Origin of the sequence: Nocardioides houyundeii (assembly GCF_002865585.1) — a bacterium.
GTDB classification, from domain to species: Bacteria; Actinomycetota; Actinomycetes; order Propionibacteriales; family Nocardioidaceae; genus Nocardioides; species Nocardioides houyundeii.
The window spans coordinates 135,097-160,814 of record NZ_CP025581.1 but is presented as its reverse complement, the minus strand read 5'-3'; the positions used below and the strand labels follow the sequence as shown (position 1 = coordinate 160,814).

Genomic DNA, 25,718 nt, shown 5'->3' with positions numbered 1-25,718 from the left:
CGCGATAGTTTGCCGTCCATGACTGCGTCCACCGACCTGACGAGCGCCACCCCGACGGACGCCCAGCCCGGCGAGCTGGCCGCCGACCCCACGCGAGACCTGACCAAGGCGTCCCGGCACGCCTGGTGGTCGCTGGAGGTGCTGCACATCCTGGGCTACTTCGCCCCCTCCGTGACCGCGAAGTACGTCGACCTGGGGCTTCGCCCCCGGCTGAGCTACTTCGCGGCCCGCTCCGCCGCGTTCGGCCCGGTGGGCCCCGAGGTGCCGACCGCCACCTTCTACGTCTTCGCCCCCTGGCTGCTGGACAAGGCTCTGCCCTCCTCCTGGGAGGCGGCCTCGCCGGAGCAGGTGCTGCAGGCTCGGCACGACGGCATGTCCGAGCTGATGGCGCAGGTCGTCGGCGACACCGACGTCGCGGAGCTCCTCGAGCTCACCCGCACCGTCTGCGCCGGCCTCACCCTCCACGGCCGCCCGCTGTACGCCGCCCACGCGGGCCTGGACTGGCCCGAGGAGCCCGGCCTGGCGCTCTGGCACGCGAGCACCCTGATCCGCGAGCACCGCGGCGACGGCCACGTCGCCGTGCTGCTGCGCGCCGGCCTGGACCCGGTCGAGTCGATCGTGCTCAACGGCCTCTTCGCGGGCACCACCGGGTTCATGCGGGCGAGCCGCGGGTGGAGCGAGGAGGAGTGGAACGCCGGGACCCAGCGGCTGGCGGACCGGGGCCTGGTCGCCGAGGACCGCCTCACCGAGGAGGGCGTGGCCTTCCGCAAGGCGCTGGAGAAGGAGACCGACCGGTTGGCGCTGGAAGGCTGGCAGCACCTGGGCCTCGACGGCACCCGCCGGGTGGCCGAGCTCGCTGCCCCGCTGCGGGACGCGGCCCTGGGCAGCGGACTGATCCCCGACCTGACCGCCGGACGCTGAGCACCTCACGGAGCGGGACGACACCAGGCGGCGGGACGGCACCCCGGTGAACCCCGTCGACGCCCTGATCCTGGCCGCGGTCCTGCTGGTCGCCGCCCTCGGCTGGTCCGAGGGCCTGGTGCGGGCACTGTGGGGCTACACGGGGCTGATGCTGGGCACCGCGCTCGGCCTGGTGCTGGCACCGATCGTGCTCGAGGACGTCGGGCTCTCGGTCTGGGTCGCCCTCGCGGCCCTGGTCATCGTCGGCGCCAGCGCGGTCGGCGTACGCATTCTGGCGGTCCGGCTGGAGCACCGGCTGCGCACCCGGATCAACTGGCATCCCCGGCCGTGGCTCGACCACCCCGGCGGGCTGGTCTTCGGCATCGTCGCGGCGCTCGGGGTCAGCTGGATGCTGGGCCTGGCACTGGCCGGCTCGAACGTGTCCAGCGTCGCGGGTGCGGCGAACCGGTCGGTGGCGCTGCGGACGCTCAACGACGTCCACCTCCCCCTCAGCAGCCGACTGGTGGAGCAGTTCGCCCACCTGGGCCGCGGCTCCGACTTCCCCCGGTACGTCGACGTGTTCACCGCGGTCGACATCGTGCCGGTGGCCGCGCCACCCGAGGACGTGGTGAGCCGACCGGGAGTGCGGCGAGCGGCCCGGTCCGTCTGGCGGATCCTGGCCGACGGGGAGGTCATGGGGCACCAGGGATCGGGCTTCCTGGTCGCCCCCGAGCGGGTGATGACCGCGGCCCACGTGGTGCCCGACTCCCGCCGCATCGGCGTCGAGACGGACCAGGGGCTCCTCGACGCCACGGTCGTGGTCTGCGACGCCCGGCACGACGTCGCCGTGCTCGCCGTACCGGGGCTGAAGGGCCGGGTCCTCCGCTTCACCGACGCGGTGCACGGTGACCCCGCCGCGGTCATCGGCTACCCGGACAACGGCCCGCTGACGGTCGCCCCGGCCCGGGTCCGCGACCAGGGGCCCTGGCAGTCCAGCGACATCTGGCGGGACCACCGCGAGGAGCACGACGCCTACTCGGTGCGCGGAGACATCCGCGGCGGCGACTCCGGCGGCCCCCTGGTGACACCTGCCGGCCGCGCGCTCGGGGTCGTGGTGGCCTCCTCCCGGGTGGACAAGGAAACGGGCTACGTCCTCACCCGGAAGCAGGTCGCCGAGCCCCTGCGTCGCTCCCTGGAGCCCGACGCGGACGCCGCCCCCTGCTCCCGGGACGACTGAGTCAGCAGGGGCTGGGGCAGTTGGGGGTGGCGGATCCGCCTCCTTGCTGCCTACGCTCGCCCGATGGTCGACGACCCGCTGGCACAGTTCGACGACGACGCCTTCGCCCGGGTGCTGTGCGTGGTCGCCCACCCCGACGACCTGGAGTACGGCACCTCCGCGGCGGTGGCCGCCTGGACCAGCCGCGGTATCCAGGTCGCCTACCTCCTGCTGACCCGCGGCGAGGCGGGGATGGACGCCCTCACCCCGGACCGCACCGCGGACCTGCGGGTGGCCGAGCAGATCGTCGGCTCCACGGCCGTCAGGGTGAGCGAGGTCGACTTCCTGCCCTACCCCGACGGGGTGCTGGAGTACTCCCTGGACCTGCGGCGCGACATCGCCCGCGAGATCCGCCGCCACCGGCCCGACGCCGTGGTGGTCGGGAGCTGGGAGGTCGAGATCGCCGGCAGGCTCAACCAGGCCGACCACCGCGTCGCCGGCCTCGCCGCTGCCGACGCGGTGCGAGACGCGGCCAACCGGTGGGTCTTCCCCGACCTGATCGCCGAGGGCCTGGAGCCGTGGTCCACCCGCTGGCTCCTGGTCAGCGGCGACTCCCGGCCCACGCACGGGGTCGACGTCACCGGAGACCCGCTGGAGCGCGGCATCACCTCGCTGGAGTCCCACCAGCAGTACCTCGCCGGAATCCCCGGACACCCGCCGCCGCGGCCGATGCTCACCGAGATGGCCGCCGCCCAGGGCCGCCGCCTGGGGGTGCCGTACGCCGTGCACTTCCGCGCGCACGACCTGCACGCGCCGCCGGCGTGACGTCGGGGCTGCTCAGTCCCTGCGGCGCCAGGAGCGGGTGCGCGGAGCCGTCCGGCTCGCGGGCCGGTGATCGGCCTGGTCGGAGACCGGTGGTCCGGCTGGCGCCTCGGCCGGAGGGCGTGACATCTGCCCGAGCAGGATCGCGCGGGACTCCTCCGGCGACACCGCCGCCTTCGGCTTGAGCACGAAACGCGGTAGCTCGCGCTGCGCGGTCGGCACGAAGCCGACCTGCGCGGCGTCGTACGACGCGGTGCCGAAGCACTGGTCCATCAGGTCGGCCGGGTCGTCCTCGGGACCCGCGACACGAGCCACCCGGGCCAGGGCGGCGATCCGGTCCAGGCGCGCCACCGCGCCGCCGGGATAGCGCACCAGCCGCCGACCGTGGTGGGTGCGCTCCAGGTCGTCCAGGAGCCGCTGGAGCGCGTGCGGCTCCGGGGCCTGGGAGGTGTCGGGCAGGAAGAGGCGGAACTCCGCGTCGGTCTCCTCGGGCACCCTGGTCACCAGGTGCACCCGGGGCTCGCCCCGGTAGGAGCGGTGCACGATCCGCAGCTCCAGGGTCGGGTCCTCCACCGGCTGGGTCCGCTCCTCGTGCACCTGGTCCCAGTCGCCGACGAGGACCACCCGCAGGTCGGTGAAGTCGGCGTCCAGCAGGGCGTCCACGCACGCCACCACGCCGTCCGCGGGCTGCTCGGCCCCCGGCCCGGCCAGCGCGGCTCCGGCGGGGACGACCACCTCCAGGTAGGGCCGCTCGTAGGCCCGCCCGTGCTTACGGCGCTTGGGCCGCATCGCCGGCACCAGGTTGGCCAGGTAGGGGTCGTTGTAGCGGTTGACCTGCTCGGCCCGTCGCAGCACCTGCGATCGGCCCAGGTGCCAGGACATCGCCTGCCGGTCCACCACGAAGACGCCCCCGACCTGGGCCAGCTCGTGGCCCAGCGCCATGTCCTCCCCCAGGCGCAGCTCGGGGTCGAACCCCCGGGAGGCCTGGTAGAGCGCCCGGGTGACCGACCCGGTCATCCCGATGTGCACCCGCTGGGCCCGCGGACCGGCGAGCGCCAGGTCGGCGGTGCGCTTCCAGTAGCCCTCCACCCAGCCGTGCTCCTCGTGCACGCAGTCGGGGAAGAACTCCCCCGCCTCGCCGGCCGCGACCCGGTCCCGGATCACCGCGGGCTCCTGACCGAGCAGCCAGGCCGGGTCCACGAACCGCTTGTCTCCCCCGGGCACCGCGTAGTCGATGAGGTGGTGCCAGCGCATGTGCGCCTCCACCTCCTCGCGGTGGGCGAGCATGTCCGCGTCGTACCAGTGCAGGACGTCCCCGTCGCTGCTCGTCGCGCCGAGGTGGCAGGCGTTGGCCCGCCCCCAGCCGGACTCGACCCGGACGATGCGGGTGTTGTCCGGGCGCACCTCGGGCAGCGTCAGCGGCGGCGTGCTCTGGTCGTCCACCACCACGACCTCGAGCAGGTGCGCGGGGTAGCTCTGCCCGGCCAACGCGGCGAGCACGTAGGGCAGCGTGTGGTGGTAGTTGTACGCCGGGACGATCATGCTCACCGACAGCCGCGGCTCCCAGGTGCCGAGCGCCGGGGGCTGCAGCGAGCGGTAGTCGTTGTGCCGCACCAGGGGCTGGCGGGGCATCAGACGCGCCCCACGCTGCGCCCGGCCCCGGCCTCGACTTCAGCCTCGACTTCGCTGTCGAGCTCCATGGCACGACTGGGCCGGAAGCCGGACCACTCGGTGTCGATGATGTCGGGCCGCCGGAACTCCTGGGCGTCGCGCTCCCAGGTGTGTCCCCCCGACGCGCGGTGCAGCACGTAGCCCAGCCCGTGGGTGCGGTAGATCCGGCCGCCGGCCGCCTCCACCGCGGTGAGCAGCTGGGTGTCGACGAACCGGCGTACCCGGCGGAAGTCGCCCAGCGCGGAGAGCAGGGTGCGGTCCAGCAGGGTGGTGCCGCCGGCGACGAACCGGCTGAACCGCTCGGAGGGGTGGTTGCGCCGCACGGTGAGGTCGGGCTCGGCGAGGTAGACGAACTCGCTGGGCATGCCCACCACGTCGGCCCCGGAGAACCGGCGGGCCATCAGCACGTCGTGCACCGCGTCCGGGGAGTACCAGTCATCGTCGTCGACCTTCATCACCAGCATCGCCGAGGCCGCGTGGGTGAGCGCGGTCAGCACGTCGCCGAAGAACGCGTCGGCCTCGAACTCCAGGAGGGTGAACGGCACCTCGCCCAGCAGCTCGGCGACCCGCGCGCGGTCGACGGCGAAGCCGTGCGCGCCGAGCACCAGCTCGATGTCGGCGCCCCGCTGGCGGGCCACCTGGCCCAGCGCGAACTCCAGCTGCTCGGGGCGCTTGGTGGGCAGCAGCAGGCTGACCGGCGGCAGTCCGGGATGGCGGGGGGCACCGCTGTCCGACGGCGCCAGGGACCGGCGCCAGGCCAGCGTGGAGTGCCGGTCGAAGGTCAGCCGCCGCACCCGCAGCGAGTGCTCCTCGCGGGCCAGCGGGTCATCGAGGTCGGGTCGCTCCAGGATGGCCCGCTCCAGCTCGCCGTCCAGGCGCGGCTGCCGCCCCGAGGCCACCAGCGGTACGCCGGCCATCGCGAGCCGCAGCACGTGCTGGGGGTCCTCGGAGCCGAGGTCGAGCTGCACCCCCTGGTGTGCCCGGGCCCGGGCGACCACGGACTCGGTGATGCAGCAGGGACCAGGTGCCAGGCTGCGCAGGTCGACCAGCGGCAGGTCCCAGGTCTTGCGCCAGTCGATCGGGTTGTAGACCTGCTCGTCCACCGGGTCCAGCGGGGAGCACACCACCGCCGGCGCCCGGTCGATCACGTGGTGGGCGGCCGGCGCCTCGTCCGCGACCGGCGGCTCTGGCACCACGTCCACCGGTGCCTCCGGCACCAGGACCACGTCGGGGGGCACGTCCCGCTCGGCGTCGCCGGCCTCGGCGACGTCGGCCAGCCGCAGCGCGCGTACGTCGAGCCCGGGCGCGGGCGGGCGCCCGGCATAGGCCAGCACCACGCCCTGCTGGGTGGTGTCGACGCCGGGCACGGCCTGGCGGGCCATCTCCTTGAGCACCTGGTGGGCGCCCACCGGAGCCTCGAACCGGGCCACGGTGAGGACTCCCTCGTCCTCCTCGGGCGAGCCCAGGCGCCGGCCGTGCAGGCTGGACAGCGGCGGCCACTCCGCCCGGGGCAGCAGCGGCAGCGGGCTGAGCCCCTGGCTGAGCCAGACCCCGACGACCCGGCACTGGCCCAGCCGGGGCACCAGCGAGGCCGCCTGCCGCAGCGCACCGCGGTCGGAGGCGACCAGCAGGACCGTCTTCCAGCCGCCCTTGTGCACCGCGCCGGGAGTGACCTGGGAGAGCGCCAGCATGGAGCCGTCGAACCCCGTCGGCAGCGCGCCGACCACCGGGTCGTCGGCGGCGATCAGCAGCACCGGCGCCGCGGCGTTCTCGAAGAAGCTGTCCAGCGGATGGGTCATCGAGACGCTCCTTCGCGCGGGGCCCGCTCCCGGAGGGAGGCCGGAAGACTGTGCGTGACCAGGGGCCGAGGCTGCTCCCGCAGCCAGGTGCGGGTCACGTGGTCGATGATGTGCACCCCGGGAGGCGCGGTCACCTTGGTGAGCCCGCCCAGCTCCGCGGCCCGGCCCTCGCGGATCGCCTGGTCGACCTCGAACTCCCGCAGCTTGCGGTAGAGCCGGGTGGTGGTGAAGTCGACGCCCTCGGTGCGCCAGTGGGCGAACTCGTCGGCGTCGAGCCACTTCACCTCGACCACCAGTCCCTGCGGCAGCACGATCCGCTCCGCCCCCGCGGGCTGCTCGCGCAGCTCCCAGTCGAAGGCCTTCACGAAGGTGGTCTCGGGGCCGGTGGGATAGATCCACGGCTCCAGGAACCGCAGGCTCAGGTCCAGCCAGCCGGTGGACTCGTCCACCACGGTCAACGGGTGCCGGGGCATCGCCACGATCGCGGAGGCGGCCTCCAGCTGCCAGCTCAGGTCCCGCAGGATCGCCGACCCCTCGGGGGTCAGCACCATGTCGCCGTCCCACTTCATCGAGTAGGCGGTGCGTACGTGGCTGAAGGACCAGTTGTAGAAGTGGGTCAGGGAGTGCACCGACGTGGCGGGGGTGGCCAGGTGCTCCCCGCCCGCGCGGCTCACCCGGTGCGGGTAGCTCAGCGACGTCAGCCGGTCTCCGGCGCCGCGGGACTCCGCGATCTCGCGGGCCACCTCAGCGGTGCCGTCGGTCGAGCCGTTGTCGACCACGATCACGTGCTGCACGGCGTCCAGGACCGGCGGCAGCACCCAGGGCAGGTTGCGAGCCTCGTCGCGCACCCGGAACACGCAGGTCAGGCCGGGGGCGAGCCGCCGGCTGCCGCCGTCCGGGGCGCGCCAGGGCCAGGTGACGTCGTACTCGGGCAGGCCCTCGAGGCAGGCGATGTCAGGCACCTGCCGGGACGGATCAGCGCTCACGCCCGATGACCTTACGGATCCTGCTGCGGGCGGCCGGCGGGACCAGGGCGCGGACGGCGTGCGGGACGTGGTCCGCGGCCCGGGCCGCCAGCTGCTGACCGCCCTCCTCGCGGGCCTGGCGCACGCCCTCGCGCAGCCCCTCGCGGCGCGCCGCCAGCACGCTGGACGCGGCGAACGCCTCGGCCTCGTCGTACATCTCGCCGTAGGCGACCCGCAGCTGGTCGCAGGTCTCGTGGGCGGCGGCGGTGTCGCCGCCGGGCTGCGCCATGGCGTCGAGCACGGCCCAGGTCTGGTCGGCGAGCTCGCGCAGCGGGGCGGGGACCTGCACGTCGTCCCAGGTCAGCGTGACGCGGCGCAGTGAGGGGTCGATGAAGCTGTGCACCGCGGCGATGTCGGTGGCCATCGCGGTCTTCACCGCGTGCAGGTCGAACTGCTCCCCGAGGGCGAAGACCGGGACCGTCCAGTCGTCCAGCAGGTCGGCGTACCGGACGAACGCGCGCTGCTCGCCGCGGGTGGCCCGCTCGGTGCCGAGCATCATGTTGACCCAGGCCGCGGTGCGGGTCACGCCGCCCTGGCGGGCGTCGTAGTACTTCTGCTTGGAGCCCACCACCTCGGTGACCGGCCGGAGCATCGTGACGTACGACGTGGCGGCGCCGGAGCGCTCGGCGGCCGCCCGCCACAGCCCGAGGAACCAGGCGGCACGAGGGTCCTTGAGCACCAGCTCGTCGCTCTGCTCGAGCTGGCTGGCCAGCCAGTCGGTGACCCGCTCGCGCAGGGCGTGGTCGGCGCTCACCTTGCCGGCCTCCAGCCAGGCCCGCGGCCGGGCGTCGGAGACCTGCACCCCGGAGCGCTTGAGCAGCTCGTCGTGCAGGTCGACCAGCCACTGCGGCTCGCCGAATCCCTTGGGGTTGGTGCTGTCCGCGGCGACCTCGGGCTGCGGCACGTGCAGGCCCAGGGTGCGCAGCGTGCCGGCCATCGTGCTGGTGCCGCTTCGGCCCGAGCCGACGACGTAGACGACGCGGCGGGCACTGCTGGGCGCACTCATGCGGGTCAGCCTAGTGCGCGGGGCCGGCGCTGCTGCTCAACCGTCTGTCGGCTGCGAGGCGATCATGTCGGCGTACCACTGGAAGGACCTCTTGGGGGTGCGCACCTGGGTCTCGTGGTCCACGTGCACCAGCCCGAACCGCTGGCTCAGCCCCTTGGTCCACTCGAAGGTGTCCAGCAGCGACCAGGCGTAGAAGCCCTGCACGTCGACGCCTCGGTTGACCGCCTCCGCGACCGCCCGCAGGTGGGCGTCGAGGAAGTCGATGCGCGGCTGGTCGTCCACCACTCCGTCCTCGTCAGGTCCGGCGTTGAAGGCCGCTCCGCACTCGGTGATGTAGATCGGCGGCAGGGCGGCGCGGTAGCGCGCCCGGAAGACGATGAGCCACTCGCGCAGGCTGTCCGGGACGACCGGCGCGCCGGCGTCCGTGGTCGGGTAGCCGAGCACGTCGAGGAACTGGAAGGGGTTCTCCTGCTCCTCCGGCGCCGCGCCCACTCGCAGCGGGTAGTAGAAGTTCACGCCGTAGAAGTCCAGCGGCTGACGGATGGTCGCCATGTCGCCGGTCTGCACCACGTCCTCGAGCAGCGGCGCGAGGTCGACGGGGAACCGGCCCAGCAGCATCGGCTCCAGGAAGAGGCCGTTCCACATCTGGTCGAAGATCTTGCTCATCCCGGTGTCGGCCTCGTCCTCGCTGGCCGGCCAGACCGGGGAGTGATTGTTGGCGCAGCCGACGCTCCGGGCCCCTGCGGCGCGCAGCGCCGCCGCCGCGCGGCCGTGGCCCAGCAGCAGGTGATGGGCCGCGGGCAGGGCCTCGAAGAGCATCGTCTGCCCCGGCGCGTGCCGCCCGTCGCCGTAGCCCAGCATCGTCACCACGTTGGGGTCGTTGATCGGCACCCAGTGCTCGACCCGGTCGGCGAGGCGCTCCCCCACGATCGCGGCGTACTCGCCGAAGCGGTCCGCGGTGGCCCGGTTGAGCCAGCCGCCGTCGTCCTGCAGCGCCTGCGGCAGGTCGTAGTGGTAGAGCGTCGCCATCGGCTGGACGCCGTGCTCGAGCAGCCGGTCGACCAGCGCGTCGTAGAAGTCCAGCCCGGCTGGGTTGGCCGGGCCGGTCCCGGTGGGCTGGATCCGCGGCCAGGAGATCGAGAAGCGGTAGTCCCGGGTGCCCAGCCGCGCCATCAGCGCGACGTCCTCCTCGAACCGGTGGTAGTGGTCGCTCGCCACGTCGCCGGTCGAGCCGTCGGCGATGGTGCCCTCGAGGTGGGAGAAGGTGTCCCAGACGCTGGGGCCGCGGCCGTCCTCGGCCACCGCGCCCTCCACCTGGTAGGCAGCCGTGCTGGTGCCGAAACGGAAGCCCGCAGGGAGCAGCGGGAACTCACCGCCCCCCCGGGTCGAGCGGTCGCTGGTCACCCGGAGACGATAGCGGCATGAAGATGCGCGTGTACGCCGGTTCCGAAAGGTTTGCGAGCCGGCGCGACGACCGGGTGACGTACCACTCCCTGGCGTTCGGGAAGCACTACGACCCGGACAACGTCTCCTTCGGCGCGCTCGTCGCCCACGACGACCACCGGCTCTCCTGGGGCGCCGGCTTCGCCGACCACGCGCACGCCGACGTCGAGCTCGTCACCTGGGTGCTGCGGGGCCAGCTCGTGCACACCGACTCGCTGGGCAACCGGTCGCTGCTCCCCGCCGGGACCGTGCAGGTCCAGTCCGCAGGCAGCGGCATCCGGCACGCCGAGTTCGCCGACACCTCCTCGGAGCCCACCCGCTTCGTGCAGTCGTGGCTGACCCCGGACGAGCCCGGCGAGCCGCCCTCGCGCTTCGTCGCCTCCGGGCTGGCCGGACCGGGACTGGTGGCGGTCGCGGGCGAGGGTGCCGAGGTGCCGGTCGGCACGGCCGGCGCCACCCTGTGGGTGGGCACCCTGGACCCCGGGTCGTCGCACCCGGTGCCGCCCGGCCCGCGGCACCACCTGTTCGTGGCCAGCGGCACGGTACGAGTCAGGACGCCGATCAGCGTGGAGCCGGTGACCCTGGAGTCCGGCGACGCCCTGCGCACGGTGGAGGAGTCCGGCGACGACGCCTTCGAGCAGCTGCAGATCCTGGCCGTCACCGAGGCCGTGGTGCTGCTGTGGACGCTGCCGTAGCCTTCGGGACTCACCGTCGGGGCGAAGGTGCTCCGCCGCCCAGGATTGCGACCAGGGGGTCCACGTGCTCAGGTGTCAGCCCGGATGACGTCACTTGGTCACCCCCCTCCGGAGCTGAGCTGAGGGCTGCCCAGGCCCCGCCGCGGACGAAAGCGGGGCTCGACCCCCGGCACGATCCCTTCCTCGATGCCGCCCGGGCCTGCATCCTCGACGTCGGGTGGCGCCGCACCACCCTGACCGAGGTGGCGCGCCGGGCCGGGGTGAGCAGGATGACGATCTATCGCGCGTGGAGCGACATGGCGGCGCTGATGGCCGACCTGATGACGCGCGAGTGGGGCGTGGTCGTGGCGGACGCCGTCGGAGACGGCACCATCGCCGACGGCGTGGTCTCCATGATCGGGCTGCTGCGCGAGAACGAGCTCTTCGTGCGGATCATCGAGCTGGACCCGGAGCTGCTCCTGCCCTACCTGCTCACCCGCCGCGGGCGCAGCCAGCAGGCGATCCTGGAGGCGCTGACGGCCCGGATCGCGCAGGGCCAGGGCTGCGGCGAGGTCCGTCCCGGCGACCCCGGCGTCCTGGCACGCACCCTGCTGCTGGCCAGTCACGGCTTCGCGCTGAGCCTGAGCACCATGGTCGACCAGGACGTGTCCGAGGCGCAGCTGACCGAGGAGCTGCACGAGCTGGTCGCCCGAACCCTGCGTCCGTGATCCTCAGAGCGGGATCGCGACGTAGCTGACGTCCAGGTACTCCTCGATACCCTCGAAGCCGCCCTCGCGCCCGAAGCCGCTCGCCTTGACTCCGCCGAAGGGGGCTGCGGCGTTGGAGACGACCCCGGTGTTGAGGCCCACCATGCCGAACTGGAGGGCCTCGCTGACCCGCAGGGCGCGGGTCAGGTCGCGGGTGTAGGCGTAGGCGACCAGGCCGTACTCGCTGGAGTTGGCCCGCTCGATCGCCTCCTCCTCGGTGCGGAACGAGGTCACCGGGGCGACGGGACCGAAGATCTCCTCCCGGTTGATCTCCGAGTCCTCCGGTACGTCGACCAGCACGGTCGGCGGGTAGAACCAGCCCGGACCCTGCGGCACCTCGCCGCCGGTCAGCACCCGGGCGCCGTCGTCGACGGCGTCGGCGACCAGCGCGGAGACGCCGTTCCTGGCCTTCTCGTCGATCAGCGGACCCACCTCGACCCCGTCGTCCTGGCCGCGACCCACCGAGAGCGCCGACATCTGGGCCGCGAGCCGCTCGGAGAACTCCTGCGCCACCGACTCGTGCACCAGGAACCGGTTGGCCGCGGTGCAGGCCTCGCCCATGTTGCGCATCTTGGCCGCCATCGCGCCCTCGACGGCCGCGTCCAGGTCGGCATCCTCGAAGACCAGGAAAGGCGCGTTGCCGCCGAGCTCCATGGAGACCCGCAGCAGGTTGTCCGCGGACTGGCGCACCAGGGTCTTGCCCACCGCGGTGGAGCCGGTGAAGCTGACCTTGCGCAGCCGGTCGTCGGCCATCAGCGCCTCGCCGACCTCGCCGGAGGAGCTGGTGGTGACCACGTTGACCACACCGGCCGGGACGCCCACCTCGTCGAGGACCGAGGCCAGCAGCAGCATCGTCAGCGGGGTCTGGCTGGCCGGCTTCACCACGGCGGTGCAGCCCGCGGCCAGCGCGGCCCCCAGCTTGCGGGTGCCCATGGCGAGGGGGAAGTTCCAGGGCGTGATCAGCAGGCACGGCCCCACCGGCCGCTTCATCGTGAGCAGCCGGGAGCCGCCGGCGGGGTTCTGCATCCAGCGGCCGTGCACCCGCACCGCCTCCTCGGAGAACCACCGCAGGAACTCGTTGCCGTAAAGCACCTCGCCGCGCGCCTCGGCGAGCGGCTTGCCCATCTCCAGGCTGATCACCCGGGCGAAGTCCTCGGCCCGGCTGTTGACCAGCTCGTACGCCGCCCGCAGCAGCTCGGCGCGCTCGCGCGGGGCCGTCGCCGCCCACGCGTGCTGTGCCGCGACCGCGGCGTCGAGCGCCTCCCGGGCGTCGTCGACGCTCGCGTCAGCGACCTCGACCAGCGCCGATCCGTCGGCCGGGTCGTCGACGGTCAGCCGGCGTCCGTCAGCGGCGTCGCGCCACTTCCCGTTGACGAAGAGCTGGGTGGGAAGTCCTTCGATCCCGACGGCGTTCGACGCCATGTCGCCTCCTGGTCCATACACGTTGGTAAAACACTCAGGTACCCGATCGCGGGCCGGTGAAGCGCTGTAGTCTCTGCCTCGCAGACCCCTTGCTGACCCCATGCAGCAAGGGGTCTGGTCATTTCCCGCACAACTTCACGATCAGCCGGTCCCGGCGTACGACGTCCAGCCTAGAGTCCGCGCCATGGGAGATCTTCGGGCGCAGAGCCCAGAGAGCGGCATGCCTGCGGAGGCTGCCCGGCGGGGACGTCCGCCCTCTCCCCTGGTCGACCGGACGCCGTTGAACGGTGCCGCGATCGACGTCGGCACCCGGGTCGGCTGGATGCTGAGGGTCTCCCGGCTGACCGCTGGCGAGGAGACCCGCGACGACGTCGGGCTGCGCGAGCTGGTGGTGGCGCTGCGCAAGCTGGGCATCGCGGCGTCGGAGTCGACACTGAGCCGGCTGGAGGCCGGCCGGGTGCGCTCCGGCGCCCTGGTCGACGGCTACGAGCAGGTGCTGGGCCTGGCGCCCACGTCGTTGCGGGCGCCGATCGAGGTGCTGTGCCGCGGCACCGGCCAGGACCCCGGACGCAAGCCGGCGCCGACCACCCTGGCCGCCGTCACCGCCGCGGTGGAACCGGTGCTCGCCGGACCGGTCAGCGGGGAGCAGTGGCTGGCCTTCGCCGACGTGCTGAGCCACCCCGACGTGGTGGCGCTGCCCGAGGGGCTGGCGCGCACGGCGATCCGGCCGCTGGCCAGCGAGGTACGGCGCAGCGTGGGGATCGGCATGGCCGCCCGCTACGAGGCGCTGTCGCTGCTGCGCTGCAGCCGCTACGGCGACATCGTGCTGGACATCGGCCTGGAGCTGCTCGACCAGGTCCCCGCGCCACCGCTGCTGGACCTGGCGCGCGCCCTGGGCGAGCAGCCCAGCGAGCGGCTGCTGACCGAGCTGAGCCGGCGACTCGACGGGACCCCCTCGCTGCTGGAGGGCGTCGTGACCGCGCTGGCCCAGGCCAGCACCGTCAACGGTCTGCCCAGCTCGGCGTGGGAGGTGCTGACCGAGCCGGTGGGGCGCTCCTACCTGGAGAGCGAGCCCGGCTCCTGGCGCCGCGCCAACCTCGCCTACCTGGTGCGCGTCCTGCCCGCCGAGCAGCGCCACCGGGTGCTGGCGCGGATCGGGGAGCCGCTTCCCGCCCCCATCCGCCAGCCGGCGGAGTGGACGTCGAGCCGACGCAACATCCACCACACCGCTGCCCTCGACGTGGCCCGCAGGATCACCGAGGAGCAGGGGATCCCCGAGCAGCCCGTGCTCGCCCGCCTGCTCTTCGAGGCGCTCTACGACCCCCGCATGTCGCGCGAGTTCCCCGCGGTGCTGATGCTCAGCGGCCTGCCGTTCGCCGACTCGGTGGTCCGGCACGTCGCCGCGCTGCACGACGACATCTCGGACGAGACGACGCGGACCGTGGCCCCGTGGCTGCTGATGCGCATGCGCTCCCCGGACGCCGCTCCGCACGTCGGCGACTGGGTGGGGCCCGAGCCCCAGGGACTCGTCGCCGCGCTGGTGCTGGCCCACAGCGGGCGCCCGGTCCCCCTCGATGCGGTCGCCCCGTTCCTCTCCCCGCTGCCCCAGTACGGCGTGCGTGCCTTGGCCGCACTGGCGCTGGCCGGGAACCCGGTCCTGGGTGAGATCGCGTCGGGCCAGCACCCGAGCACCGATGCTGAGACTTCCGCCACGGCGCGGTGGCTGCTGGACGACGGTCCCCGCGTGACACCGTGACCGGAATTCCACCAGACCTGGCGTGCGCTGCAACAAGTCCGGGGTCCGACCGCGGGCCGTCGTACTTTTGACGCAGAGGGCCGGGCGTGACATGGGGGTACGCCCGGCTCCTCCCCCTCTTCGGCCGGCGCAGCCGGGCTGTCGCGCCGCCTGGACCCGCTACTCGACGGTGACCGACTTCGCCAGGTTGCGCGGCTTGTCGATGTCCAGCCCCAGCTCCTGGGCGGCGTGGTAGGCCAGCAGCTGCAGCGGGATGGTCAGCAGGACGGGGTCCAGCTCGACCTCGCTGCGCGGTACGTCGATCCGTCGGACGTCCAGCCCGGTCAGGTCGACCTCGGGGTGGGTGACCACCACGAGCGGGCCGCCCCGGGCTGCGATCTCGTGGAGCGCCCCGATGTTGCGCTCGGTCAGCTCGTCGGCCGGCACGATCGCCACCGTGGGCACCTCCGGGGCGATCAGGGCGAGCGGGCCGTGCTTGAGCTCGGAGGTCGGGTAGGCCTCGGCGTGGCGATAGGTGATCTCCTTGAACTTCTGGGCCCCCTCCCGGGCGACCGGGTAGCCGCGCACCCGGCCGACGAAGAACAACGACTCCGCCCGGGACAGCTCGCGGGCGATCTCGGCGATCTGCGGCTCGGTGTCGAGCACCTCCTTCATCTTCCCGGGCAGCTGCTCCAGGGCGGCGACCAGGCGCCTGCCGTCGGCCACCGAGAGGTCGCGGACCCTGCCGAGCTGGAGCGCGAGCAGCGCGAAGCCGAGGAACATGTTGGTCAGCGCCTTGGTGCTCGCCACGGCCACCTCGGGCCCGGCGTGCAGGTAGATGCCTCCGTCGCAGGCGCGGGCGATGGCGCTGCCGACCACGTTGACCAGGCCGATCACCCGGCCGCCCTTGCGCCGGATCTCCTGCACGGCGAGCAGGGTGTCGACGGTCTCCCCCGACTGGCTCACCGCGACGTAGAGGGTGTCGAGCTCGATGATCGGGTTGCGGTAGCGGAACTCGCTGGCGGGCTCGGCGTCCGCGGGCACCCGGGCGAGCTCCTCGATCAGGCCGGCCCCCATCTGCCCCACGTAGTACGACGACCCGCAGCCCAGGATCTTGACCCGGCGCACGGCCCGGCTCTCCCGGGCGTCCAGGTTGAGCCCGCCCAGGTGGGTGGTGCCGAACCGCTCGTCGAGCCGGCCGCGCAGCACGCTCTCCGCTGCAGACGGCTGCTCGCTGATCTCCTTGCGCATGAAGGACTCGTGGTCGCCGGCCTCGTAGGAGTCCGGGTCGACGTCGATCTCCTGGGCGCCCTTGCCGGTGGAGGTGGTGAAGCCGTCCGCGGTCACGGTGGCCAGCTCGCCGTCCTCCAGCATCACTACGCGGGTCGTGTGCCGCACCAGCGCGGCCAGGTCGGAGGCGACGTACATCTCGCCGTTGCCCACGCCCAGGATCAGCGGGCTGCCGTTGCAGGCCACCACGATCTCGCCGGGGTGGTCGGCGTGCAGCACCGCCAGGCCCCAGGTGCCCTCGACCTGGCCGAGGGCCTGGCGCACCTTCTCCTCCAGGGTGTCGGCGGTAGCGGCCGCCACCAGGTGGGCCAGCACCTCGGTGTCGGTGTCGCTGGTGAGCGGCACGCCCCGCTCGGCCAGCCGGGCGCGCAGGGTGGCCGCGTTGTCCAGGATGCCGTTGTGCACCACCGCCACCCGTCCTGAGGCGTCGGTGTGGGGGTGCGCGTTGGCGTCGGTCGCAGGCCCGTGGGTGGCCCAGCGGGTGTGGCCGATGCCGAGGTGGCCGGCGAAGCGCTTGGGCAGTCCGGCCGCCAGGTCACGGACCCGGCCGGCCCGCTTGGCGACCCGCACCGCCCCGGCGTCGGTGAGCACCGCCAGACCGGCGGAGTCATAGCCACGGTGCTCGAGCCGGGCCAGGCCCTCGAGCAGGATCGGCACCGCATCCTGAGGTCCGAGATATCCCACGATTCCGCACATGAGCTTGCCTTCCAGAGAGGGGTCAGCCGTAGACGATGCGCCGCAGCTGACGTTCGGTGAGAGCCGGTGCCGCCACCACCCGGGTCCTGAGCTCGGCGGCCAGCAGCGGGAAGATCTGGTCGTTCTTCGCGCCGTACGTCTTGAGCTCGGCGTGCCGGCGACGCACCAGCGCCTCCACGGTCTCGGCGTGGAAGGCCAGCACGTCGCCCACGATGCGGCGCACCTCGGACTCGGTGAGTCCTGAGGTCGAGACCAGGTGGTCCACCAACGCTTCCACGTCGGCCCGGGGCTGTGCACCCAGAAATCATGCGCCTCGCCACCCCCCGTTGTCGCATTCCTGCCCGAAATCGGGCAGGAACCGGCCCGGCGCCTTCCCGGCCCGAGGGACGGAGGCTGGCTAGGGTGCGGCCATGAGCACCCCCGAATCCGAGGAATCGACCGTCACCGCAGCGGCCAGGGCGCTCCAAGGGCTGGTCCTCGAGCGGCTGGCGGTCGGCATGGTGGTGATCGCGCTGGCGCTGATCGTCTACGGCGCCCTCGAGGGTGGCGGCGCGGCACGGGTGTTCGCCGTGACGGTCGGGGTGCTGGGAGTGGTCATGCCGCTCGCCGGCTGGCGCCTGCACTGGTCCGACGCGGTCATGTGGCTGGTGCTGCTCCCGCTGACCCTGGGGATCCTGGTCGCCTTCTCCTGGGCGTCGCGGGGATGACCCGGCTGGTTTGAGGCCTCCTGTGCGGGGTACCACGCCACGACAGGTCGGACGCCACCTCTCTTGGTGTGTGAGCGGCGAGGGATAGCCTCACAACCTCATACCGGGGATCAGGAGCACCATGTTCAACAGACAGCGATCGACCACGTCGAGCCCGCAGGACCAGCCCGCCGGAAAGCGGGCGCGCACCGCCGACGAGCCGCCCGCTGCGGTGGCGCCGGAGCACGCGCCGCCGCCGGAGGCGGAGACCGTCCCGCCGCTGGCACCGCCGGACTACCGCGGTGCGGTCCTGGACCGATTCGGCGGACGGGCAGCCACCTGGAGCCTGCGCCTGCTGCTGGTCAGTGCCGCCCTGCTGGTCTTCTTCTGGGTGCTCGGCAAGGTCTGGGACATCACGCTCCCGATCCTCCTCGCGCTGCTGCTGAGCACGGTGCTGGCGCCGGTGGCCGGGTTCCTGCGGCGCTTCATGCCCGCGGCGGCGGCCGCCGGCCTGACCCTGCTGGCCGGCATCGGCGCCCTGGTCGCTCTCGGCTTCGCCCTGGCCCCCCAGGTCTCGGGCCAGTGGGGGAGGTCGTCGACGCCGCGTCGGACGGGGTCGTGAAGGTGCAGGACATGCTCTCCGAGGAGCCCTTCAACGTCAGCTCGAGCCAGATCGACCAGGGGGTGGACAAGTTCGTGGAGGAGCTCCAGGGCAACGCCGGCTCCATCGCCGGGGGCGTCCTGTCCGGCGTCTCCACCGCCAGCTCCCTCCTGGTCACCGCGCTGATCGCACTGGTGCTCTGCTTCTTCTTCCTCAAGGACGGCAACAAGTTCATCCCGTGGATGAGCGGCCTGGTCGGCCCCAACAGCTCCACGCACACGGCCGAGATGGCCCTGCGCAGCTGGACGGCGCTGAGCGGCTTCATCAGGGCCCAGGCGCTCGTCGGCCTGATCGACGCCGTCGCCATCGGGGCGGGACTGCTGGTGCTCGACATCCCCTTCGCGCTCCCGCTCGCGGTGCTGATCTTCTTCGGTGCCTTCATCCCGATCCTCGGCGCCCTGGTGACCGGGGTGCTGGCCGCACTGGTCGCGCTGGTCACCAACGGCCTGACCAGCGCGATCATCGTCGTGATCCTGGTGCTGATCGTCCAGCAGCTGGAGGGCAACGTCCTGCAGCCCATCCTGGTGGGACGGACCCTGGACATGCACCCGGCGCTGGTGATCCTCGCAGTCACGGCCGGCGGGTCCCTGGCGGGCATCATCGGCACCTTCCTGGCGGTGCCGGCGCTCGCGGTCTACACCGCGGTGTACCGCTACAGCCGGGAGCAGCTGGAGCTGGCCGCCCAGGAGCGACCCCCCACCGCCACCTGAGGCACCGCCGCCGCGGACCGTCCGGTGTGTGATGTGCATCACATAGCGGACGGGAATCGGCGTGCTCACTCTATTGTTCTGGTAGTTGAAACATCAACCACACAGACATCGGGAGCGACCATGAACTTCTTCAACCGCAAGTCAGAGACGACCAGCGACACCTTCGACGCCCCCACCCAGTCGGTCGGCGACATCACCGGCGACTACACGATCGACCCCAGCCACAGCCGGCTCGGCTTCTCGGCCCGCCACGCCATGGTGACCACCGTCCGCGGCTCGTTCCGCGACTTCGAGGGCACCGCCCACGTCGACACCGCCACCCCCGCGAGCTCCTCGGTGCGGCTGACCATCCAGACCGCCAGCATCGACACCGGCTCCGCGGACCGCGACGGGCACCTCCGGTCCGCCGACTTCTTCGACGCCGACGTCAACCCGACCATCGTCTTCGTCTCCACCGGCGTGGAGCGCGACGGCTCGGACTGGACCGTCACCGGCGACCTGACCATCAAGGGCGTCACGAAGCCGGTCACCATCGACTTCGAGGAGACCGGCTCCGCCCAGGACCCGTTCGGCAACACCCGGATCGGCTTCGAGGGCGCGACCACCATCAACCGCAAGGACTGGGACCTCACCTGGAACGCGGCCCTGGAGACCGGCGGCGTGCTGGTCTCGGAGAAGATCAAGCTCGAGTTCGACGTCTCGGCGATCAAGACCGCCTGACCCGCACACACCCCGCACAACGCGAAACGCCCCGGCACCAGCCGGGGCGTTTCGTTCGTTCAGGGACTGCTTGTTCGCAGCGAGCTACTTGTGGCGCGGCTTCTTGGGTGCCTCGGAGCCGGCGTCGCGCCGCGGCGCCCCGGAGTCCTGGGTGAGCTCGATCAGCTTGCCCGAGATGCGGGTGCCGCGCAGGGCCTCCCACGTGCTCGCGGGCAGCTCGGCAGGGAGGTCCACCAGCGAGTGGTCCATCCGGATGTCGATCTTGCCGAAGTCGTTGCGGCCCAGACCGCCCTCGTTGGCCAGCGCGCCCACGATCTGGCGCGGCTCCACCTTGTGGCGCTTGCCCACCGAGATCCGGTACGTCGCCAGGTTGGCGTCGTTGCCCACGCGGCGCTGAGCCGGCTTGCGCGGGCCCCGGTCACCCCGGTCGCCCCGGTCGCCCCGGTCGTTGCGGCCGCGGCCACCCTGGTCCCCGCGGTCGTCGCGCGGGGTGTGCAGCAGCTCGGCCTTGGTGTCCGGCTCCAGCAGCAGCGGGTGGTCGCCGTACATGACGGCGGCCAGCGCGGCGGCGACGTCGACCTCGGGCACGTCGTACTCGGAGACGTAGTGCGAGACCACGTCGCGGAAGAACTCGATGCGCTCTGTCTCCGAGAGCGCCGCGGTGATGGCGTCGTCGAAGCGGGTCAGGCGGGTGGAGTTGATGTCCTCGACCGACGGCAGCTGCATCTGGGTGATCGGCTGACGGGTGGCCTTCTCGATCGCCCGGAGCAGGTGGCGCTCGCGGGGGGTGACGAAGGCGATCGAGTCGCCGTTGCGGCCCGCGCGGCCGGTCCGGCCGATGCGGTGCACGTAGGACTCGGTGTCGGTCGGGATGTCGAAGTTGACGACGTGGCTGATCCGCTCCACGTCGAGACCGCGGGCCGCGACGTCGGTGGCGACCAGGATGTCGAGCTTGGCGTCGCGCAGCTGGTTGATGGTGCGCTCGCGCTGCACCTGCGCCACGTCACCGTTGATGGCCTGGGCGGAGAAGCCACGGGCCCGCAGCTTCTCGGCGAGCACCTCGGTGACCTGCTTGGTGCGGACGAAGACGATCATCCCCTCGAAGTTCTCGACCTCGAGGATGCGGGTCAGCGCGTCGACCTTCTGCGGGTAGCTGACCATCAGGTAGCGCTGGTTGATCGTGGAGGAGGTGGTGGTCTTGTTCTTGACCGTGATCTCGACCGGGTCGTTGAGGTGCTTCTTGGAGATGCGACGGATCTGCGCGGGCATCGTGGCCGAGAAGAGCGCGACCTGCTTGGTCTTCGGGGTGTCGGCCAGGATCGTCTCGACGTCCTCGGCGAAGCCCATCTTCAGCATCTCGTCGGCCTCGTCGAGCACCAGGAAGCGGAGCTCGGAAAGGTCGAGGGTGCCCTTCTGCAGGTGGTCCATGATCCGACCCGGGGTGCCGACGACGACCTGGACGCCGCGACGCAGGGCGGAGAGCTGGACGCCGTACCCCTGGCCGCCGTAGACCGGCAGCACGCGCACGTTCTTCTGGTGGGCGGCGTACCGCTCGAAGGCCTCGGAGACCTGGAGCGCGAGCTCACGGGTCGGGGCCAGCACCAGCGCCTGCGGCTTCTTCTGGGTCATGTCCAGGTTGGACAGGATCGGCAGCGCGAAGGCGGCCGTCTTGCCGGTGCCGGTCTGAGCCAGACCCACGACGTCCCGGCCCTCGAGCAGGGGCGGGATGGTGGCCGCCTGGATCGGCGAGGGGCGCTCGTAGCCCACCTCGCGAAGGGTCTTCAGGACCGAGTCGGACAGCCCGAGCTCTTCGAAAGTGGGTACGTCAGGGGCTGCCTTGTCTGCAGCAGCGTCGTCGTTCATAGCCTTCACGTTAATGCCAGGTGGGGCGACGCAGAGATTCCAGGGTGACGCGACGTGTGTCACGACGCGGTCACGACCCGGTCACGGCGCGCCTTCGGGCGGCCCGGGCACGAAGACTCTGGTGCATCCCGCGGCGCCTTCATAGGTTCCCACCAGAGACCGCACCGCCCACCCGCAGGAGGCGCGACCCGTGGCAACCCATCCGGCGCACGCCCGCAGCCGCCCCAAGGGCAGCCCCATGCTGCTGGTGCTGATGGCGCTCGTGGTGGTGCCGTCGGTGGTCCTGGCCGACCACTGGGGCGCCGGACCCGCCGGCATCATCGGCGGCCTGACGGGGCTGTTCTCGCTGGTGGTCTTCATGGGCGGTCCGCTGCGCGCGGACCTTCGCCTGGCCGGGGTGCTGGCACCGCTGCTGGTGATCGCCGCAGTCGTCCCCCGGATGGTGGGCGAGGTCTCGCGCCCCGGGGCGAGCGCGCTCGTCGTGCTGATCACCTTCGTCGCCGCGCTGCTGCCGCTGGCCGGGCCGCGGTTCGGCAACGCCGGACTCGGCCTCGGCATGACCACGATGTTCGGCTACGGCTACGCGATCCGGGGATCCGCGGACGACCAGCAGCTGGTCGTCGCCGCTGTGGCCGGCGTCCTGGTGGGGCTGCTGCTCCGGCTCCTCTTCGGCATCGCCGACCCCTCCAAGCCCACCCGGGAGCAGGTCGCCGAGGTGCTGGTGGGCGACGACCCGGCCTCGGCCACCTCCACCGCGTTCGGCACCTGGCTGAGCGACGGCCGGCAGCGCTGGCTCGCGGACGTGCTCGAGGCGGCCTCGCACTACCGGCTCGCGCTGCGTGCGGCGGCCCTGCCCGGGACGCTGCCCTCGACGCTGCCCGGGGCCGATCAGGGGCAGGTCGACGAGCTCCGGGGCCGGGCCTCCGAGCTGGCCGACCGACTGCGGGCGAAGCCCGGAAGGGGCACCGAGCAGCAGCATGCGGCCGCCCAGGCCCAGGTGCGGCAGCCGGCCCGGGGTCCGAGCACGCTGGAGGATGCCGCCAGCGCCCTGGACGCGGTCGAGCAGGCGATCCTCGGGCACGACACCACGCCGGTCCCGATCGAGCGGGACCGGCGCCGCGAGCTCAGCTACGCGCTCCTCCACCCGTCGGGGAGACTGCGCTCGATCCAGGTCCGGCACGCGTTCCGCACCGCGCTCGGGGTGCTGATCATGCTGCTGGTCACCGCTCCCCTGGAGTCCGGGGATCCGCTGGTCTCCACCGTGCTGCTGGCCACCTTCGGCATCCTCCAGGCCAGCTGGCGCGACACCTTCACCAAGGCCCGGAACAAGATCATCGGCCTGTGCGGGGGGTCGCTCGCCGTGGCGGTCATCCTGCTGGTCGCCCCGTCGAACCTCCTGGTGCCGATCGCGGGCGTCTCGCTGTGCCTGGGCCTGTGGTACATCGTGACCCGGCCCGCCCTCGGTGCGGGCTTCATGGTGGTGGTCAGCGTGGGCATGAACGCCGTCACCCGGGACCTGGACCCGGTGGACCTGCTCCTGCAGTACGTCGGTCTCACCCTGGTTGCCGTGGTCGTCGGAGTGGTGGTGGGCTTCACCGTCGTCCCGTCGTTCCGGCCCGCGCCGCTGCGCCGGCGCATCGAGGCTGCCACCCAGGCGACGGAGGCCGCGCTCCGAGTCTCCCGCAACGACCAGCACCCGCTGTCCGAGGTGCTCGCGCTGCAGCGCGTGGCCGCGCAGAAGCAGGAGGAGCTGGTGCCCGACCACGAGCCGCTCGACGACCGGCAGCTCGCCGACCTGGACAGGCTCCGGACCGGCCTGCGTGACCTGCTCACCCTGGTGGAGGCCGAGCAGCTGCGCCGCGACGCGCTCGACCAGGCGACGCTGGAGCAGGTCCTGGAATCGCTGGCCCAGCAGACGGAGGCGGCCGAGCGCGCCCTGCTGCGGACGCTGCCGGCCGCATGAGCCGGGGGCTGGGTCGTTTGCCGCCGGGCCGGATTGGCAACCTGGGAGCGTGAGCGACGACCAGGCAGTGCCAGGCCCCGACTCCTGCGTGCGCGTGCGGGGAGCCCGGGAGCACAACCTCCGCGGCGTCGACGTCGACCTGCCCCGCGACGCCATCGTGGCGTTCACCGGGGTGTCGGGATCGGGCAAGTCGTCGCTGGCCTTCGGCACCCTCTACGCCGAGGCGCAGCGCCGCTACTTCGAGTCGGTCGCGCCGTACGCCCGGCGCCTGCTCCAGCAGGTCGGCGTACCGCACGTGGAGGAGATCACCGGGCTGCCGCCGGCCGTGGCGCTGCAGCAGCGGCGCGGCGCGGCCAGCTCCCGGTCCACGGTCGGCACCATCACCACGCTGTCCAACCTGCTGCGCATCCTCTACTCCCGCGCCGGCGACTATCCCGAGGGCGCCGAGCACCTGGCAGCCGAGGCGTTCTCCCCCAACACCGCGGCAGGCGCCTGCCCGACCTGCCACGGGCTCGGGGTCGCCCACGACGTCGCCGAGGAGCTGCTGGTCCCGGACACCTCGCTGAGCATCCGCGACGGCGCGATCGCCGGGTGGCCCGGCGCGTGGCAGGGGCACAACCTGCGGCGCATCGTGAAGAACCTCGGCATCGACGTGGACGTGCCGTGGCGCGAGCTGAAGCGGGAGGACCAGGAGTGGCTGCTCTTCACCGAGGAGGAGCCGCGGGTGCTGATCCGGCCCCAGGACAAGGACGGTGGCGGCGGGCGCGACTACATGGGCACCTTCCGCAGCGCGAGACGGCACGTGCGCCAGGTGCTGACCAGCTCGGGCAGCGAGAAGATGCGCGCCGACATGCAGCGCTTCGTGCGGAGCACGCCCTGCCCGACCTGCGGTGGCAGCGGGCTGCGCCCCGAGGCGCTGGCGGTGACGTTCGCGGGGATGTCGATCCAGCAGGCGAACGCGCTGCCCTTCACCGACCTGGTGGAGCGGCTGCGGCCGTTCGCGGTCGGGGACGCCGACGACGCCGGGGCGCGTCTCAGTGGGGACCTGGTCGCCCGGATCGAGGTGCTGCTCGGTCTCGGGCTGGGCTACCTGTCCCTGGGTCGCAGCTCCACCACGCTGTCACCCGGGGAAGCGCAGCGGCTGCGGATCGCCACCCAGCTGCGCTCGGGGCTCTTCGGGGTGGTCTACGTGCTCGACGAGCCGTCCGCGGGACTGCACCCGGCCGACGCGGAGCCCCTGCTGGCGCTCCTGGACGACCTCAAGGCCGCGGGCAACACGCTGTTCGTGGTGGAGCACGACATGGACGTCGTACGCCGGGCGGACTGGGTGGTCGACATCGGTCCGGGCGCCGGGGAGAACGGCGGTCGGGTGCTCTACTCCGGCCCGGTCGCCGGGCTGGAGTCCGTCGCGGAGTCCGCCACCTCGGACCACCTCTTCGGGCGGGCACCTCGTCTGGAGCGCGAGCCGCGGGAGCCTTCGGGCTGGCTGCACCTGGTCGGGGTCTCGCGGCACAACCTGCGCGACGTCTCCCTCGACCTGCCGCTCGGCGCGATGACCGCGGTGACCGGGGTGTCGGGCTCGGGGAAGTCGACGCTGGCCGTGCAGGTGCTCGGCGAGGTGGTACGCCGCCACCTCGGCCTCGCTCCCCTCTCGGTCGCCTCGGACGGGGACGACGAGGAGGAGGTCTTCACCGGCGAGGTCGACGTGCGCGAGGCCCGCGGGGTGGATGCGTTCGACCGGCTGGTGGTGGTTGACCAGAAGCCGATCGGTCGGACGCCGCGGTCGAACCTGGCGACGTACACCGGGCTCTTCGACGCGGTGCGCAAGGTCTTCGCGGCGACGCCGCTAGCGCAGGAGCGTGGGTACGCCGCCGGGCGGTTCTCCTTCAACGTCGCTGAGGGGCGGTGCCCGAAGTGCCAGGGCGAGGGGTTCATCTCCGTCGAGCTGATCTTCCTGCCGAGCACCTATGCGCCGTGCCCGGAGTGCGGCGGGGCGCGCTACAACCCTGAGACGCTCGAGGTGACCTACCGCGACCGGAGCATCGCCGACGTGCTGGGGATGTCGGTGGACGAGGCTGCTGTGTTCTTGGCCGACGTGCCGGTCGCTGCGCGTGGGCTGGCCGCGCTGCAGTCGGTGGGGCTCGGCTACCTGCGGCTCGGGCAGCCCGCGACCGAGCTCAGCGGCGGGGAGGCACAGCGGATCAAGCTCGCCACCGAGCTGCAGCGGGCGAACCGCGGCCACACCCTCTACCTGCTCGACGAGCCCACGTCAGGCCTGCACCCCTCCGACACCGCGCTGCTGGTGCGGCAGCTGCACCGGCTGGTGGACGCGGGGAACACCGTGGTGCTCGTGGAGCACGACCTGGACACGATTGCGTCGGCGGACTGGGTCGTGGACCTGGGGCCGGGTGGTGGGGACGCCGGAGGGCAGGTGGTGGCAAGCGGGACGCCGGTGGAGGTGGCTGCGGCGGGGGTCGGGGTTACGGCGAAGTATCTGGCGTCGCGGTTCGTGGCGCGCTCTCGGCGGACGTCGAGTTGATAGCCCTTTCCACCCAGATAGACCTGGGGTCAGGAGGTGCTCCTTCAATCCAAGTTGGGCCCGGGTGACTCTGGAGCGCTGGCAGCAAGGCGTCGGACCGCCTCCCAGAA

The 25,718-nt window shown here is 72.6% G+C and carries 21 protein-coding genes; 12 read left to right on the top strand and 9 right to left on the bottom strand.

Going from position 1 to position 25,718, the window contains the following annotated elements:
• Positions 1-18 precede the first annotated feature (18 nt).
• The 3 genes from C0R66_RS00795 (at position 19) to C0R66_RS00785 (ending at position 2,941) form a co-directional block, all read left to right on the top strand.
• Entirely contained in the window at positions 19-921 is a 903-nt protein-coding gene (locus C0R66_RS00795) for an SCO6745 family protein (protein WP_101523078.1), read from the top strand.
• Positions 922-967: 46 nt separating this feature from the next.
• On the top strand, positions 968-2,137 hold the full coding sequence (locus C0R66_RS00790) for a MarP family serine protease (protein WP_101523077.1): 1,170 nt from the start codon (positions 968-970) through the stop codon (positions 2,135-2,137).
• Between the two features lie 63 nt (positions 2,138-2,200).
• Complete coding sequence (locus C0R66_RS00785; protein ID WP_101523076.1) at positions 2,201-2,941, top strand: PIG-L deacetylase family protein; 741 nt, start codon at positions 2,201-2,203, stop codon at positions 2,939-2,941.
• 12 nt (positions 2,942-2,953) lie between these two features.
• On the opposite strand, the gene C0R66_RS00780 is transcribed toward C0R66_RS00785, so the two are convergent.
• Genes C0R66_RS00780 through C0R66_RS00760 form a run of 5 tightly spaced genes read right to left on the bottom strand, consistent with a single transcriptional unit; the run spans position 2,954 to position 9,843 of the window.
• Entirely contained in the window at positions 2,954-4,570 is a 1,617-nt protein-coding gene (locus C0R66_RS00780) for a glycosyltransferase family 2 protein (protein ID WP_101523075.1), read from the bottom strand.
• Positions 4,570-6,408: a hypothetical protein gene (locus tag C0R66_RS00775; protein WP_101523074.1), complete on the bottom strand. Its 1,839-nt coding sequence runs from the start codon at positions 6,406-6,408 to the stop codon at positions 4,570-4,572. Before C0R66_RS00775 ends, C0R66_RS00780 begins: the two co-directional genes overlap by 1 nt.
• Positions 6,405-7,394 carry a glycosyltransferase family 2 protein gene (locus C0R66_RS00770; RefSeq protein ID WP_241901527.1) on the bottom strand — a complete coding sequence of 330 codons (990 nt, stop codon included), beginning with the start codon at positions 7,392-7,394 and terminating at the stop codon, positions 6,405-6,407. Before C0R66_RS00770 ends, C0R66_RS00775 begins: the two co-directional genes overlap by 4 nt.
• Positions 7,384-8,439 (bottom strand): sulfotransferase family protein, encoded by a 1,056-nt coding sequence (locus tag C0R66_RS00765; RefSeq protein ID WP_101523073.1) that lies wholly within the window; start codon positions 8,437-8,439, stop codon positions 7,384-7,386. The genes C0R66_RS00770 and C0R66_RS00765 overlap by 11 nt, the downstream gene beginning before the upstream one ends.
• A gap of 36 nt (positions 8,440-8,475) precedes the next feature.
• Positions 8,476-9,843, bottom strand: a complete 1,368-nt coding sequence (locus tag C0R66_RS00760) for a GH1 family beta-glucosidase (protein ID WP_101523072.1) — start codon at positions 9,841-9,843, stop codon at positions 8,476-8,478.
• Positions 9,844-9,860: 17 nt separating this feature from the next.
• Between C0R66_RS00760 and C0R66_RS00755 the strand changes: the two genes are divergently transcribed.
• Both C0R66_RS00755 and C0R66_RS19800 read left to right on the top strand, forming a co-directional pair.
• Positions 9,861-10,577 (top strand): pirin family protein, encoded by a 717-nt coding sequence (locus C0R66_RS00755; protein ID WP_101523071.1) that lies wholly within the window; start codon positions 9,861-9,863, stop codon positions 10,575-10,577.
• On the top strand, positions 10,562-11,284 hold the full coding sequence (locus C0R66_RS19800) for a TetR/AcrR family transcriptional regulator (RefSeq protein ID WP_277869145.1): 723 nt from the start codon (positions 10,562-10,564) through the stop codon (positions 11,282-11,284). The genes C0R66_RS00755 and C0R66_RS19800 overlap by 16 nt, the downstream gene beginning before the upstream one ends.
• Positions 11,285-11,287: 3 nt before the next feature.
• Here the strand turns inward: C0R66_RS19800 and C0R66_RS00745 are convergent, their stop codons facing one another.
• The gene (locus C0R66_RS00745; RefSeq protein ID WP_101523070.1) at positions 11,288-12,745 is read right to left on the bottom strand and encodes an NAD-dependent succinate-semialdehyde dehydrogenase; all 1,458 of its coding nucleotides are present in this window, start codon (positions 12,743-12,745) and stop codon (positions 11,288-11,290) included.
• 184 nt (positions 12,746-12,929) lie between these two features.
• On the opposite strand from C0R66_RS00745, the gene C0R66_RS18490 reads away from it, so the two are divergent.
• Positions 12,930-14,501 (top strand): hypothetical protein, encoded by a 1,572-nt coding sequence (locus C0R66_RS18490; RefSeq protein ID WP_158647810.1) that lies wholly within the window; start codon positions 12,930-12,932, stop codon positions 14,499-14,501.
• 159 nt (positions 14,502-14,660) lie between these two features.
• On the opposite strand, the gene glmS is transcribed toward C0R66_RS18490, so the two are convergent.
• Positions 14,661-16,466, bottom strand: a complete 1,806-nt coding sequence (gene glmS / locus C0R66_RS00735) for a glutamine--fructose-6-phosphate transaminase (isomerizing) (RefSeq protein ID WP_101523069.1) — start codon at positions 16,464-16,466, stop codon at positions 14,661-14,663.
• 22 nt (positions 16,467-16,488) lie between these two features.
• Positions 16,489-16,731 carry a hypothetical protein gene (locus C0R66_RS00730; protein WP_241901526.1) on the bottom strand — a complete coding sequence of 81 codons (243 nt, stop codon included), beginning with the start codon at positions 16,729-16,731 and terminating at the stop codon, positions 16,489-16,491.
• Between the two features lie 145 nt (positions 16,732-16,876).
• Between C0R66_RS00730 and C0R66_RS00725 the strand changes: the two genes are divergently transcribed.
• The 4 genes from C0R66_RS00725 (at position 16,877) to C0R66_RS00710 (ending at position 19,243) form a co-directional block, all read left to right on the top strand.
• Positions 16,877-17,173 carry a hypothetical protein gene (locus C0R66_RS00725; RefSeq protein ID WP_101523067.1) on the top strand — a complete coding sequence of 99 codons (297 nt, stop codon included), beginning with the start codon at positions 16,877-16,879 and terminating at the stop codon, positions 17,171-17,173.
• A gap of 121 nt (positions 17,174-17,294) precedes the next feature.
• Entirely contained in the window at positions 17,295-17,774 is a 480-nt protein-coding gene (locus C0R66_RS00720) for a hypothetical protein (protein ID WP_101523066.1), read from the top strand.
• Entirely contained in the window at positions 17,771-18,523 is a 753-nt protein-coding gene (locus C0R66_RS00715; protein ID WP_158647809.1) for an AI-2E family transporter, read from the top strand. The genes C0R66_RS00720 and C0R66_RS00715 overlap by 4 nt, the downstream gene beginning before the upstream one ends.
• A 120-nt stretch (positions 18,524-18,643) precedes the next feature.
• Complete coding sequence (locus C0R66_RS00710; protein WP_101523064.1) at positions 18,644-19,243, top strand: YceI family protein; 600 nt, start codon at positions 18,644-18,646, stop codon at positions 19,241-19,243.
• Between the two features lie 84 nt (positions 19,244-19,327).
• Here C0R66_RS00710 and C0R66_RS00705 read toward each other — a convergent pair whose 3' ends face one another.
• On the bottom strand, positions 19,328-21,106 hold the full coding sequence (locus C0R66_RS00705) for a DEAD/DEAH box helicase (RefSeq protein WP_101523063.1): 1,779 nt from the start codon (positions 21,104-21,106) through the stop codon (positions 19,328-19,330).
• A 190-nt stretch (positions 21,107-21,296) separates the two neighbouring features.
• Here C0R66_RS00705 and C0R66_RS00700 point away from each other — a divergent pair, with 190 nt between their 5' ends.
• The gene (locus tag C0R66_RS00700) at positions 21,297-23,069 is read left to right on the top strand and encodes an FUSC family protein (protein ID WP_101523062.1); all 1,773 of its coding nucleotides are present in this window, start codon (positions 21,297-21,299) and stop codon (positions 23,067-23,069) included.
• Between the two features lie 49 nt (positions 23,070-23,118).
• Complete coding sequence (locus C0R66_RS19795; RefSeq protein ID WP_277869144.1) at positions 23,119-25,608, top strand: excinuclease ABC subunit UvrA; 2,490 nt, start codon at positions 23,119-23,121, stop codon at positions 25,606-25,608.
• Positions 25,609-25,718: the final 110 nt, after the last annotated feature.

What these genes read in the sequence shown, in the direction of transcription:
- C0R66_RS00795 (WP_101523078.1), top strand. Translation starts at nt 19, where the DNA reads ATGACTGCGTCCACCGACCTGACGAGCGCCACCCCGACGGACGCCCAG.
- C0R66_RS00785 (WP_101523076.1), top strand. Translation starts at nt 2,201, where the DNA reads ATGGTCGACGACCCGCTGGCACAGTTCGACGACGACGCCTTCGCCCGG.
- C0R66_RS00780 (WP_101523075.1), bottom strand. Translation starts at nt 4,570, where the DNA reads ATGCCCCGCCAGCCCCTGGTGCGGCACAACGACTACCGCTCGCTGCAG.
- C0R66_RS00775 (WP_101523074.1), bottom strand. Translation starts at nt 6,408, where the DNA reads ATGACCCATCCGCTGGACAGCTTCTTCGAGAACGCCGCGGCGCCGGTG.
- C0R66_RS00765 (WP_101523073.1), bottom strand. Translation starts at nt 8,439, where the DNA reads ATGAGTGCGCCCAGCAGTGCCCGCCGCGTCGTCTACGTCGTCGGCTCG.
- C0R66_RS00755 (WP_101523071.1), top strand. Translation starts at nt 9,861, where the DNA reads ATGAAGATGCGCGTGTACGCCGGTTCCGAAAGGTTTGCGAGCCGGCGC.
- C0R66_RS00745 (WP_101523070.1), bottom strand. Translation starts at nt 12,745, where the DNA reads ATGGCGTCGAACGCCGTCGGGATCGAAGGACTTCCCACCCAGCTCTTC.
- C0R66_RS18490 (WP_158647810.1), top strand. Translation starts at nt 12,930, where the DNA reads ATGGGAGATCTTCGGGCGCAGAGCCCAGAGAGCGGCATGCCTGCGGAG.
- glmS (WP_101523069.1), bottom strand. Translation starts at nt 16,466, where the DNA reads ATGTGCGGAATCGTGGGATATCTCGGACCTCAGGATGCGGTGCCGATC.
- C0R66_RS00725 (WP_101523067.1), top strand. Translation starts at nt 16,877, where the DNA reads ATGAGCACCCCCGAATCCGAGGAATCGACCGTCACCGCAGCGGCCAGG.
- C0R66_RS00720 (WP_101523066.1), top strand. Translation starts at nt 17,295, where the DNA reads ATGTTCAACAGACAGCGATCGACCACGTCGAGCCCGCAGGACCAGCCC.
- C0R66_RS00710 (WP_101523064.1), top strand. Translation starts at nt 18,644, where the DNA reads ATGAACTTCTTCAACCGCAAGTCAGAGACGACCAGCGACACCTTCGAC.
- C0R66_RS00705 (WP_101523063.1), bottom strand. Translation starts at nt 21,106, where the DNA reads ATGAACGACGACGCTGCTGCAGACAAGGCAGCCCCTGACGTACCCACT.